The organism is Microbispora sp. NBRC 16548 (genome assembly GCF_030268985.1).
GTDB lineage: Bacteria > Actinomycetota > Actinomycetes > Streptosporangiales > Streptosporangiaceae > Microbispora > Microbispora catharanthi.
This window is the reverse complement of sequence record NZ_BSSF01000003.1, coordinates 512,746-525,690: the sequence shown is the minus strand read 5'-3', so window position 1 is coordinate 525,690 and position 12,945 is coordinate 512,746. Positions and strand designations below refer to the sequence as shown.

8 protein-coding genes are annotated in these 12,945 nt (G+C 72.3%); 7 read left to right on the top strand and 1 reads right to left on the bottom strand.

Annotated elements, in window-relative coordinates; genetic code table 11:
* Positions 1 to 385: 385 nt before the first annotated feature.
* From QSK36_RS10240 to QSK36_RS10210, 7 genes are all read left to right on the top strand, one after another.
* A complete protein-coding gene (locus QSK36_RS10240; RefSeq protein ID WP_285782189.1) occupies positions 386 to 2,569 on the top strand; it encodes a hypothetical protein in 2,184 nt (727 codons plus the stop codon).
* A gap of 133 nt (positions 2,570 to 2,702) precedes the next feature.
* Positions 2,703 to 3,434 carry a class I SAM-dependent methyltransferase gene (locus QSK36_RS10235; protein ID WP_285782188.1) on the top strand — a complete coding sequence of 244 codons (732 nt, stop codon included), beginning with the start codon at positions 2,703 to 2,705 and terminating at the stop codon, positions 3,432 to 3,434.
* Between the two features lie 37 nt (positions 3,435 to 3,471).
* Positions 3,472 to 4,575, top strand: a complete 1,104-nt coding sequence (locus tag QSK36_RS10230; protein ID WP_285782187.1) for a glycosyltransferase — start codon at positions 3,472 to 3,474, stop codon at positions 4,573 to 4,575.
* A gap of 6 nt (positions 4,576 to 4,581) precedes the next feature.
* Positions 4,582 to 5,844, top strand: a complete 1,263-nt coding sequence (locus QSK36_RS10225; RefSeq protein ID WP_183531226.1) for a hypothetical protein — start codon at positions 4,582 to 4,584, stop codon at positions 5,842 to 5,844.
* A 10-nt stretch (positions 5,845 to 5,854) separates the two neighbouring features.
* Positions 5,855 to 7,009 carry a glycosyltransferase gene (locus QSK36_RS10220; RefSeq protein ID WP_285782186.1) on the top strand — a complete coding sequence of 385 codons (1,155 nt, stop codon included), beginning with the start codon at positions 5,855 to 5,857 and terminating at the stop codon, positions 7,007 to 7,009.
* A gap of 5 nt (positions 7,010 to 7,014) precedes the next feature.
* Complete coding sequence (locus QSK36_RS10215; RefSeq protein WP_183531228.1) at positions 7,015 to 8,334, top strand: lipopolysaccharide biosynthesis protein; 1,320 nt, start codon at positions 7,015 to 7,017, stop codon at positions 8,332 to 8,334.
* On the top strand, positions 8,331 to 9,458 hold the full coding sequence (locus QSK36_RS10210; protein WP_285782185.1) for a glycosyltransferase family 4 protein: 1,128 nt from the start codon (positions 8,331 to 8,333) through the stop codon (positions 9,456 to 9,458). The genes QSK36_RS10215 and QSK36_RS10210 overlap by 4 nt, the downstream gene beginning before the upstream one ends.
* 56 nt (positions 9,459 to 9,514) lie before the next feature.
* On the opposite strand, the gene QSK36_RS10205 is transcribed toward QSK36_RS10210, so the two are convergent.
* Positions 9,515 to 12,826: a DUF4082 domain-containing protein gene (locus QSK36_RS10205; protein WP_285782184.1), complete on the bottom strand. Its 3,312-nt coding sequence runs from the start codon at positions 12,824 to 12,826 to the stop codon at positions 9,515 to 9,517.
* Positions 12,827 to 12,945: the final 119 nt, after the last annotated feature.

Genomic DNA, 12,945 nt, shown 5'->3' with positions numbered 1-12,945 from the left:
GAAGCTAACCCGCGATTTGAGCTTTTCGCCGACACCGTCACGGCGGCGGCGAAGCCTTTCCGCATTCCCTACCGAGGCATGATTCAGGCCGATCGGCGCGGGCCGGACGGAAAGGTAAAGCAATGGCGGGAAGCGGAATGCCGCCGATCGCGCGGTCTCCACGGCCTTTTCCGCGTGGGAGGGGCGTTCCACGCGTACAAAGGAGTGGCAATGACTCCGCCGGGGGCAGGCGTCGTGTCCCGGGCGGACCTCCGGCGGTCGCGAGGCTTGCCGCATGGCCGAAACAGCACTCACCCCACCGCGACCGGTCGAGGGCCGCAGGCCTCACCGCCGGGCCGGCCGATCCGCCCCGGCCCCTCTCCTGAGATGGCTGCCGGCGGTGTCGGTGACCGCGTTCACCGCGGGCGTGGCGCTGTTCTACGGCGTCTCCGTCAGGGATCTCGGCCTCTTCGCGGGATACCTCGCCGTCTGCGTGGCGCTGCCGGGGACGCTTCTGGTGCGGGCTCTCTATCGGGGCCGCCGCACGCTGGCCGAGGAGATCGCGCTGGGCGTGGCGCTGGGCTACGCCGTCGAGGTCGTCGTCTACGCCGCAGCCCGGGCCGCCGGGGTCCCGCTGCTCGTCCTGGCGTGGCCGGTCGCCACGTTCGCGGCCGTCGCCGTGGTCCCCCGGCTGCGCGGACGCGAATCGAGGGCGCTCCGCACGCCGGCGCCGGTGTGGTGGTCGTGGGCGCTGGCGCTGACCGTCGCGAGCCTGGTCGCCTGGAGCGCGGTGACCTTCTTCCGGCACACCGCCCTCACCTGGCCGGGGATGGCCTCGGTCAACGTCGACCTGCCCTACCACCTGGCGCTCATCGGGGAGCTGAAACACCACGTGCCGCCCGCGACCCCGATGGTCGCGGGGGAGCCGCTGCTCTACCACTGGTTCGTGTACGCGCACTTCGCGGCGGCGAGCTGGGTCACCGGCGTCGAGCCGCTGGTGCTGCTGTTCCGGCTCGGCATGCTGCCCGTGCTGGCCGCGCTCGTCGTTCTGCTGGGGATGGTCGCCAGGCGCGGCGCGGGCTCCCGGGCAGGCGCGCTGGCGGCCGTCGCGGGCACGTTCTACGTCGCGGCGCCGAGCCTGTACCTCGGGCCGAGCACGGGAGTGTTCACCTGGAAGGCCGAGTCGTGGACGAGCCCGTCCCAGACGTTCGGGGCGCTGCTGTTCGCGCCCGTCGTCCTGCTCGTGGCCGACCTGCTCGAAGGCCGCGGCGGTGCGGGCCGATGGACCATGCTCGGCGTCCTCCTCGTCGGGGTGATGGGCGCCAAGGCCACCCAGTTGCCGCTGCTCGCCGCCGGGCTGGCGACGGCCGGCGCGGTCGGGGCGGTGAGGCGCCGCCGGGTCTCCCCGGCGCTGCTCGCCGTGGCGGCGATGACCGGGGTGTGCCTGCTCTTCGCGCAGTTCGTGCTGTTCGGCGGCGCGCGCAACGGCATCGTCGTGGATCCCCTCTCGCTGGTACGCGTCACCTGGGGCGAGCTGACCGGCCGGGGCGACGCGCGTCCGGGGACCGCCTCGCTGCTCGGGGTCGCCGCCCTGTACGCGGTGTGCTGGGCGCTGATCTGGTTCGGCGTCCTCGGGCTGCTCGCGGGCCGGCCGGGGACGCGGACGCCGCTGGGGGTGCTCCTCATGCTCGGCATGGGCGGATCCGGCCTCGGCGCGGTGCTCCTGCTCGGGCACTGCCAGATGAGCCAGATCTACTTCCTGGCCGGGTCCTATCCCTACCTGATGGTCGTCGCGGCACGCGGGCTGTCCGCGGCCCGGGCCCGGGCGCGCCTGCCGTACCGCACCGCGGGCGTGGCGGTCGCGGCCGGGGTGCTGATCGAGGTCCTGGTGCGGTGGCTGTGCGGCGTCCGGGTTCCCCTGGAGCCCGGGCGGCCGGAGGGGCTCCTCTACCTGCCGTACGGCGTGCTGGCCCTGGTCGTGACCCTGGTCGTGGGCGCCCTTGCGCTCAGGGGGTGGCGGGGGGCGCGCCTGTGGGCGTGCACGGTGTTCCTCGTCGGCGCCCTCGGCCTGCCCGCCGCGTGGGTCACCAGGGCGCTCCCGAACGGCGGCGTCCTTACAGGCGGCACAGGGGAGGGCGCCGCCGAGGCCGGGGTGTCCGGGGGTACGGTCCCGGAGGGGACGGTGGCGGCGGCCAGGTGGCTGCGGGCCCATTCGAGCCCCGACGACCTGGTCGCGACCGACGCCCACTGCCGATGGGGCCATGAGAGCCCGTGCGACAGCCGGCATTTCTGGCTGGCGGCGCTGGCCGAACGGCGCGTGCTGGTCGAGGGCTGGACGTACACCTCGGCGAACATGGCGCGCTGGCGTCCCGGCGTGCGGGTGCAGGACATCCCGTTCCGGGACCAGCGACTGCTGCGGGACAACGACGCCGCGGTCCGCGACCCCGCCTCTCCGGCGGGCCGGCTGCTGCGTGACAGGTACGGCGTGCGGTGGCTGGTGTCCGAGCGGCGGCCGGGGGATCCGGAGGCGCCGGCCGGCGCGACACCGGTGTACCGCTCCGGCGATTACGCGGTCTACCGGCTCCGGTGAATTTTTCTTCCGCTCCGTTTTCCGAGATATTCCGATGGCGCTCCCGATAGCGAATGAACGGCGCTCGTATCATTCGGTTATGAATATTCGCGTCGTCGCCAGAAATGCCGCCCGTCCCGCTTATCTCCCCGTGATGACGCGGAAAATATGGTCGCGACTGAGCCATGGGCACGACCGGGAGCGGAACGCCGCCCGCGCCTGGGCGGCGAAACACGCGGAGGACATGGACGCGTGGGGGAACTCCGTCGACCCGGTCCTGTGGCGGGAGGGCAAGGAGTTCGCCGAGTCCCTCGCGGACCTCGCCCGGCCGCGCATGGAGACGCTCGCCGCCGCGGGGGTGGACCTGGGCGGGGCCGGCGGTCTGGAACTGCTCTATCTGCTGACCAGGGTCGTCAGGCCCGCGCTCGCCCTGGAGACGGGAGTGGCGGCCGGCTGGTCCACCGCGGCGATGCTCGCGGCGATGCGGGTCAACGGAACCGGACGGTTGATGTCCAGTGATTTCCCGTTCTTCCGGCTCGCCAATCCAGAGCGCTATATCGGATATGTCGTGCCGAACGACCTGAAAAGCCGGTGGTCCCTGCGGATAAAGGGCGACCGCCGCAATCTCGAGGAGTTCCTGTCCCCGGACACGATGGTCGACCTCGTCCACTACGACTCGGACAAGACCAGAGATGGGCGGGAGTTCTTCCTCCGGCGGGTGCGGCCCCATCTGACCGGCAGGCACGTGATGGTCATGGACGATATCCAGGACAATCTGGTCTTCCGGGAGTACGCGGAGCGGCAGTCGCTCTTCCGTGTCTTCGCCTACGAGGGCAAGTACATCGGCGTCACGGGCTCGGGGCTGCGGGCCGTCGAGCGCCGCTAGCACCCCGATGGAACGCCTTTCGAGGGGATCGAGCGCGATGCGCGGTGTCCATGTCTGTGAAGTGATCAAGACGCTCGACGTCGGCGGGGCCGAGGTGCTCCTCGTCGAACGGCTGCTGGCCACGTCGCGTCCGGCGAACCGCTACACGGTGGTGTGCCTGAGCGCGTCCACCGGCGAACTGACCGGGCGGCTCAGGTCGGTGGGAATCGAGGTCGTGGACCTCACCGCCTGCCCGCGGCCGCTGCGGCTCGCGCGCCTGCTCCGCGAGGTCAGACGGCTGCGGCCGGACGTCGTCAACCTGCACTCGCCGCTGCCCGGGGCGCTGCTGCGGCCGGTGTCCCGGCTGTGGCGGCCCCGGCCGGTCCTGGTCTCGACGGTGCACAACGTGCGCTACCGCCCGCCGACCATGCTGCTGGACCGGCTCACCGGCTGGCTGGACAGCCGCACCGTGGCGGTCTCGCCCCAGGTCGCCCGGGCGCGCACCGGCAGGCGCGGGCGCGCCCCGGACACCTGCGTGCACGGGGTGCGCGTGGCGGAGCAGCGGCACCGGGCCACGCTGGCCGCGGGCACCCGGCGGGAGTGGGGCGTCCCCGACGACGCGTTCCTCATCGTGAACGTCGCGAACTTCCGGCCGCAGAAGAACCACGGCCTGCTGGTCGACGCCGCCGCCAGGGTCGTGGCGGCCGATTCGCGCGCCGTCTTCCTGCTCGCCGGGTCCGGCCCGGAGCTGGAGCCGACGAGCCGCCGCATCGCCGGGCTCGGGCTCGACGACGCCGTCCGGATCGCCGGCCACGTGCCCGACGCGGGACGGCTGATCGCCGCCGCCGACCTGCTCGTCCTCAGCTCCTCATGGGAGGGGCTGCCGGTCGTCGTCATGGAGGCGCTCGCGGCCGGGGTTCCCGTGGTGTCCACCGCCGTCGGAGGCGTGCCCGATCTCGTCGAGAACGGGCGTAACGGCATCCTCACTCCGCCCGGCAGCGCCGACGCGCTCGCCGGGGGCATCCTGCGGGCGATGCGGCCCGCCACGCTGGCCCGGCTACGGGCGGGAGCGGGGGAGAGCGCCGACCTGGTGGACATCGGGCGGGCCGCGGAGTGGTTCGAGGCGCTGTACGCCGAGGCGTGCGCCGGAAACTCCAGGTGATCCCAGGTGGAGTACATCGTCGTCATCGTCGTCGCGGTGCTGCTGGTCGTGATGGCGCACACGACTCTGGCCCCGCCGGTGGCGCGGCGCGCGCTGCCCGTGCTGCTGGCCGCCTTCGCGCTCCGGCTGGTCGTCCACGTCCTCGTCCTGCGCTCCAACGGCCTCGGGTATGGCGGTGACAACCTCTCGTACGAGGCCAGGGCGCTCGGGATCGTCGAGCTGTGGCGGCACAGTGGAGTGCACTTCGTCACGTCCGACGAGCTCGGCTCCGTCTACGGGGTGGCGGTGCCGTGTCACGTCTTCGCGCTCGTCATGTACCTGTGCGGGGGACCGGCCCCGCTCGCCTGCACCGCCGTGGTGGCACTGATCGCCTGCGCCGTGTGCGTCGTCCTCTACCGGTTCGCCCGGGTCGTCGGCGCCGACGAGCGTGCGGCGTTCCGGCTGCTGGTCATCACGGCGTTCCTGCCCGGCTTCCTGCTGCACACCTCCGACACCTTCAAGGACGGCTTCAACGCGTTCCTCGTGGTGGCCTGCCTGGGCCTCGGCGCGTCGAACATGCAACGCTTCGACCCGCGCAAGGTGATCGCCCTGGCGCCGCTGCTGTGGGCGCTGTGGAACGTGCGGCCGTACATGGTGTTCATGTGCGCCCTGCCGCTGCTGGTCGGCGTCGCCCGGATCAGGCGCGCGCTGTCCGGTCGCGGCCTGGTCGCCTTCGCCGCGCTGCTGATCCCGGTCTTCCTGCTCCTGCAGGGCGTCGACCGGGGCGTCGACCAGGGCGTCGACCAGAGCGGGCCGTTCGGCACGGTGCAGGAGCAACTCGACCGCGGGCAGTCGGAGCACACCCGGCTCGCGAACGCGGAGGGCGGCTCGGGCGTCGTCTTCGACGACGAGGGCAGCGCATGGAACGCCCTGGGGCCGAAGCTCGTCTACACGCTGCTGTCCCCCTTCCCGTGGATGAGCGGGAGCCTGGCGCTTCAGCTCGGGAAGGTAGACACGCTCCTGTGGTACTGGCTGCTGTGCTGCGCCGTGCTCGGGGCGCGCAGGCTCTGGCGGCACGACCGGCGGATGCTCCTGATCATCCTGCTGTTCGTCATCCCCGGCTCCGTCGCATACGCCACGACCATGTCGAACATCGGCCTCATCTTCCGGCAGCGCATGCCGATCGTGATGATCGCGAGCCTGCTGGCCGCGGTCGCGTGGACCAGGACGCCGCAGGGCGGCAGGTCCGCCGACCCCGACCCCGCCGACTCACTCGTACACAGAACCTGAGGTCCCTCGTATGGCAATCGCGGACGAAGGCACGGACGAAGGCGCGGACGCATGCAAGGTGCGGCGCGTCGTGCTCCTCATCGGGCATCTGGGCCTCGGGGGCGCGCAGCGGCAACTGTGTCTGCTCGCCGAACGGCTGCGCGACCGGGGCGTCGAGGTCCACGTGTTCGTCCTGTCCAGGGGCGGCCCGCATGAGGACGACCTGCGCGCGGCCGGGATCCCGGTGCACCGGCTCGGCTTCTCCCGGGGCGCCGGGTCGGCGGCCGGCAACCTGCGGGCGTTCGTCCGGCTGGTGCGACTGCTGCGCCGGCTGCGGCCCGAGGTCGTGCACGGCTTCCTCTACGAGAGCTACCTGCTGGGCACGCCCGCCGCGCGGCTGGCCCGGGTCCCGGTGGTCGTCACGGCCCGGCGCACGCAGGGCTACCTGCGGCAGAAGGCGCCCTGGACGGCCGCGTTCGAGCACCTGGTGAACCTGATGACCGACCACGTCGTGGCCAACTCGGTGGCCATCGCGCAGGGCACGCGCGAGGTCGAGGGCGTGCCCGCCGGCAAGGTGAGCGTGATCTACAACGGGCTCGCGCCGTCGGCCTTCGACCGGGCCGAGCCCGAGCCGGTCGGCAGCGCGCTTCCGGTGGTCGCGTGCGTGGCCCGGCTGAGCGACAACAAGGGGCAGCGGTTCCTCGTCGAGGCGGCGGCGCTGCTCGCCCGGCGGCGCCGGCCCTGCACGTTCGTGCTCGTCGGCGACGGGCCCGAGCGCGCAAGCCTGGAGCGGCAGGCCGAGGAGGCCGGGGTCGACGTGCGGTTCCTCGGCTTCCGCCAGGAGAACGCGGGACTGCTGGCCCGCGCCGACGTGGTGGCTCTCCCGTCGACGGAGGAGGGCCTGAGCAACGCGGTCATGGAGGCGATGGCGGCGGGCCGCCCGGTCGTCGCCACGGCCGTGGGCGGCACCCCGGAACTGCTGGAGGACCGCGGCGTCCTGGTGCCCCCCGCGGCGCCGGAGGCGCTGGCCGACGGCATCGCCCGGCTGCTCGACGACCGAGCGCTCGCCGCGTCGATGGGCGCGGCCGCGCGGGCGTGGGCGTGGAAGAACCTCGACATGGAGGCCGTCACCGAGGAGCACCTCGGCATGTACCAGCGGCTGTTCGCGGCTCGCCGCGGGAGGTAGACCGGATGAGGACCGGCGTCAGGACTCTCCTGCAGACCATGGCCAGCCAGGCGATCCCGCTGGTCCTGGCCGCGGTGGCGGGCGTGTTCCTCGCCCGCTGCCTGCAGCCGGAGGGGCGCGGGGTCTACGCGACGATCACCACCACGGCCGGGATCGCGACCGTGCTGGGCCACCTGTCGGTCGGAAGGTCGCAGATCGCGCTGTGGCCGGTCCTGGAGCGCCACCGGCCCCTGGTCGGCAACGCCGCGGTCCTCGGGCTGATCCTCGGCGCCGCCTCCGCCCTGCTGACGCTGGGTGCGGTGAGCGCCCTGGCCCTGACCGCCGCCACCCACCTGGTGGTCGTGGCGCTGCTCGCCGTGCCGTTCGGCGTCGCGGCGGTCAACCTCAGAGGGATCGCGCTGCTGGAGTCCCGGGTCGGGCTGGCCAACCGGTCGGTCGTGCTGTCCGCCGTGGTGCTGTACGTCCCGATCCTGCTGCTCGCCGTGGCCGGCGGACTCACGCTCACCGCGGTGGTCGCCTGCTGGGCCGTCTCCACGCTCCTGCCGTTCGTGTTGTTCGCCCGCCCGCTCGGGCTGCCCGTACGCGGGGAGGTGGCCCTCGCCCGCAGGCAACTGGCGCTGTCGGGCCGGTATCACCTCGGGGCGGTGGCGTTCCATCTCCTGCTGACCGTGGACGTCCTGCTGCTGAACGCCTGGGCGGCGCCGGCCGAGGTCGGCCTCTACACGGTGGCGACGTCGTTCCTGTCGCTGTCCAGGGTGCCCACCGACGCGCTGGCGCAGATCGTGCTGTCCCGCCAGGCGGTCAGGGACGAGTCCGACGCCCGGGCGGTCACGGCGCGCGCCATCCGGCTCAACCTGATGCTTTCGTCGGCCGCCGTCGGCGTGCTCGCGTGCGCCGCGCCGCTGCTCATTCCGAGACTGTACGGCGCGGCCTTCACGGGCAGCGTGCTCCCGCTGCTCGCGCTCGCGCCGGGGACCGTCGCGTGGTCCCTGCTGCGGCCGGTCGAGCAGTACCTCGTGCGGCTGGGCCGCCCGATGACGATGACCGCCGTCAGCGCCGGCGCCCTCGCCTCGAACGTCGCGCTGAACGCCGTGCTCATTCCGATGTGGGGACCGGCCGGCGCGGCGCTGGCCTCCACCGTGAGCTACGGCGCCATGGCCCTGGTGGAGGTCGGGTGGTTCGCCCGGGTGGCCGGGCTGGACGCCCGTGACCTGCTGCCCGGCGCCCGCGACGTCCGATGGGCGGCCGCCGCCGTGCTGCGGGGGCGCGGCGCCCCGCACGCCTCGCGCGGGGCGGACAGATCGATCTCGGGGAGGACGACGTGAGGATTCTGCACATCGGATATCGGCTGCCCCCGGACCCCGGGGGCAAGGAGCGCTACATCGCGCGCCTGGCACGCGAGCAGGTGCTGCGCGGGCACGAGGTGCTGGTCGCCCGGCGGCGCGGCGACGTCCCGCCGGGTGTGGAGGCGGTGACGCCGGCGCCGACCCGCCTCGGCCGCGTCGCCGCCCGCAGGTCCGACCCGGTCGCGTTCGCCCTGGAGTGCGCCGCAGCGCTCCCCGGCCTGGGGCCGGTGGACGTCGTCAACCTGCACGGCGACCACCGTGAGGCGCTCTTCCTCGGCCCGGCCGCCCGGCGGCTGCGCGTCCCGCTGCTGCTCACCGTGCACGGCGCGCTCGCGATGGGGCAGCGCGCGGTGATGCCGTGGGCCTTCCGCCACGTCGCCGGATTCGTCGCCATCGGCGCCCGGCCGACGGCCGACCTGCACAGGGCAGGTGTCCCGGCCGAGGCGATCCGCACGATGTCGAGCGGCCTGGACCTGCCCCGCCTGGACGCGATCAGGGCGCGGACGGTCGTGGAACCCGGTCTGATCGTCAGCGTGGGCAGCCTCGTGCCGGTGAAGAACCACGCCCTGACGATCGAGGCATTCCACCGGCTGCGGGCCGTACGCCCAGGGGTGCGCCTCGTCATCGCGGGGGAGGGGCCCGAGCGCGCCCGGCTCGAACGGCTCGCCGGAGCGGGCGTGGAGTTCGCCGGGCAGCTGTCCGGCGACGACGTCCACGCGCTGGTCAGCCGGGCGGAGGTCTTCGTGCTCGCCTCCCGCAGGCTCGCGTCCATCGGCGAGGGGATCCCGACGGCCGCCCTGGAGGCCCTCGCCCTGGGCACGGCGGTCGTCGTGTCCTCCGACGCCACCCTCGGCCCGGTGATAGCGGACCGGAACGCCTACCGGGTGTTCCGCAGCGGGTCGGCCGAGGACCTGGTGGCGCACCTGAGGCGGGTGCTCGACGCCGGCGCCGCCCGCGCCCGGATGGTGGAGCGCGGGCGGCGGGCGGTCGCGGATCTCGACTGGCCGCGCACGGCCGCCGTCATCGACGACTGGTACGAGGCGGCCCGCGCCGGTGAACCGGCGCGTCGCTCCCGGCCCTGCCGCGAGACCGCGCGCGGCTGACCGCTCACGACCGGGAGCGGGGCGCGGGACACCACCCGGCGTCCCGCGCCCCCCGCTCACGACCGAGAGCCCGGCCGTCCGCCGCCGGGATGCCGCGCGTGCCCGCCGCCTCCCGGATGGAACACCCCGGACCGCCGGGGCCGCGCCAGGTAGGAGAACCTCTCCAGCATCGGCGCCCGCGCGGCGTCGCGCTGCGCCCGGCCGGTCCCGCGGACGAGCGGGGCCGGCGCGTACGGCGCCTCGGGGCGCCGCGCCGGAAGCGAGTGCGGCACCGAGTTCCCGTACGCCCGGTCCACTCCGTAGCGCAGGGCCCGGCGGGCGGCGGCCTGTGTCTGGGCAGGGTCGAACAGCACGTCCACCCAGTAGTTGGAGGCTCGGTAGGTGGCGGTCGGGAACGTGTTCGTCCCGGCGTAGGTGTAGACGCCGTTGCCGCCGGACGCGGCGTCGGCCAGAGCGGTCAGCGGGCCGCGGCTGTACTGGGTGGTGAAGTAGAACCGGTCCAGCGCGTAGAACCCGGTCGGCGTGAAGTACGACGCGATGTACGTGGTGCCCGGCGTGATGTTCACGGGTGTGGAGAAGAGCGCCTGCTGCCAGCCGGACGGCGTCTCGTTGGTGAACGTCACGTTCGCCAGCAACTGCCCGTCGACGGTCCACAGGCTGCCCACGTGGGCACCCGTGTTCTGGGTGCTCTTGTAGAACCGGATCCCCCGGATGGCGCCCGACACGGAGGACTGGAACTTGACCCCGAGCGTGACCGCCTTGTTGTCGGGCTGGGCGACGACGTCCGGTGTCGCCGACTCGTCCCACAGCGTGGTCGCCTGCGAGTAGACCACGTCGACCCAGGCGTTGCTGGCCCGGTAGGTGCTGGTCGGGAACGTGCTCGTCTTGCTGTAGGTGTAGAGCCCGTTGCCGCCGTCCGCGCCGTCCGCCAGTCCGGTGATCAGGCCGTTGGAGTACTGCGTGACGAAGTAGTCCCGGTTGACCGAGTAGAACCCGGTGTTGGTGTGGTAGGAGGCGACGTAGGTGACGTCGTTGTTCACCGGCACGGGCGTCGAGAAGTTCACCTGCTGCCAGCCGGTCGCCGTCTCGCTCGTGAAGGTCGCCTGCGCCAGCAACTGCCCGGTGTTGGTCCACAGGCTGCCGACGTGCGTCCCGGTGTTCAGCGGGCCCTTGTAGAACCGGATCCCGGAGATGTAGCCGGGGCTCCGGACCCGGAACCGCACGCCGACCTCGACGGCCTTGTTGTCGTCCTTGGTGACGTTGGCGGGCACGGTGTCGGGAGACCAGATGGAGCACGGGCAGCCCGCGTTGACGGTCACCGACCTGCTGGCCGGGGTCCGCTGGATGTTGCCGATGTCGTCGACGGCCCGGGACATGATCGTGACCGGGCCCTGGCCGCTCGTCGTCGTCCAGGCGTACTGCCAGGCGGTCCGGCCGGTCGCCCGATGCCACGTGGTGCCGCCGTCGACCGACACCTCGACTCCCGCCACGACGCCGCCTCCGGTGTCGGCGGCGGTTCCGGCGACCGTCACGGTGGTGCCGCCGGGCACCGAGGCGCCGCTCGACGGGGTGGTGATCGTCGAGGTCGGGGGAGCGGTGTCGGTCGACGGCGTGGCCGGGACCAGGCCCGGCTGCAGGGTGGCCGGCTGTGTCCGCATGTCGGCGAGGAGGTTCACCGTCGCCTGCTGCATCCGGATGTCCGTCGGCGTGCCCGGCCGGTCGTGCACCGCGTCCAGCCCCCACGACCACTGGATGGTCCCCGCACCGAAGATGTACGCACCGCTCGGGTCGCGGTAGAGGACGAGGCTGTGGGTGGCGATCCCGGCGCCGTACGTCGCGCCGAAGTCGAGCAGGAACTTGGTGGTGGTGGCCACGGTGGTCTTGGAGAACAGGACCAGTCCCGCCGGAGCGAAAGAGTTGTCCGGCGCCTCGTCCCACTCGTAGCCGAGCGTCCCGTTCGGGAAGGTGGCGACCTGCCCGGGCTGCAGGTTCGCGATCGAGGTGTTGCGCCACAGGCGCATCGGGGCGTACTCCGCGGGAACGGTGATCGCGTTGTTGACGTTGCCGTTGATCATGAAGAGCGTCCCGGTCATGGCGTTCTCCGGATAGCCGCCGTTGGGCGGCTGGGCGAAACGCGGATCCCGCCAGGTCCCGGTCCAGGTTGGACTCGGATCGATCTTCATGTTGGCGACGGTCTCCTTGTAGCAGACCATCGTCCGGTTCGGGGTCGCCGAGGGGTCGATGCTGCTCTCCCACCTCGTCTTCCAGAACATCTCGTTGCCGGTGAAGAAGGCGATGTTGACGCCCTTGTTCTTGGCGTTGATGACGTTGTCGCGCATCTCCTGCGACCAGTACTCGGCGTGCCCGGAGGAGAAGAACACCTTGTGGTTCAGCAGCTGGGCGCCGCTGGTCACCGTGTCGACGCTGCTGGTGTAGCTCACGTCGTAGCTGTTGGACTCCAGCCATCTGATCATCGGGTATTCGGCGTTGAAGAAATAGGTCTCCGGCCATCCGGCGCGGGTGATGACCGGGCGGTTGTAGCTGACCTTGAAGGCGCGGCCCACGGGCAGGCCCTTGTACAGGCTGTTGCCGCCGTAGGTGTTGTACGCCTGCCAGGTCGCGTCGGAGGTCTGCACGAGGATGTCGGAATTACGCGCGTCGTTCCTGACGACGAAGATGTTCTGGCTGACGCCGCTGGTGCCGTCGGTGCGGGTGAAGTTCGCGAGGTAGACGCCGGAGACGGCGTCGGCCGGCACCGTCCAGGAGGCCGAGACGCTCCAGTTGCCGCAGTCGACCAGGCCCGTCGTCGTGTCGCTCAGGCAGGCGGGCTGCGCCTGCGGCAGCGGGACCGAGGGGTTGACTGTGGCGATCTTCCGCGCACCGAGACCGCTGTAGTAACCGACCCGGTAGATGTCGATCTTCCAGGAGGTGATCGACGGGGCGTTCACCTTGAACTGCTGGGTCTGTCCCGCGTTGACGCTCATCTGGGTGGCGTAGCCGGTGATCGTCGGGCTGCCCGCACCGGGCACGTCCCATTCCGAGGGCGGACTGCCCGGCAGGCTGTTCTCGACGCAGATGATCGACCCCGGCGGGCACGTCTGACGGGATGCACGGCCGTGGCCGAGACGCAGGTGCCGCCAGCCGCCGAGGCGCGGGGCGCGCGTGGGCCCGCTCGTGGTGGCGCCTGTGGAGGCACCTGTGGAAGCACCGGGGGAAAGCTTGGCGTTGGGCGTGGGCGTGCCCTGCGGCGAGCCGGAGGGGCGCGTGCCTACGATCTTCACGTCGCCCTGGCCCAGGTCTTTGCCGGAGTCTTCGGCGGGCACCGGAGCCCAGGCTGTGGCGAGGAGGACGGCCGCGGCCGTCAGCACGGTGCCGAAAATGCGCGCGGCGCCGGGAAATCCTGTTTTCCGGGCAGCGCCGATTGTTTTCCATTCGCCTGGCATGTACAACCTCTGGTTCGCGCGGCGGAACGCCTTAAGCTGAGGAC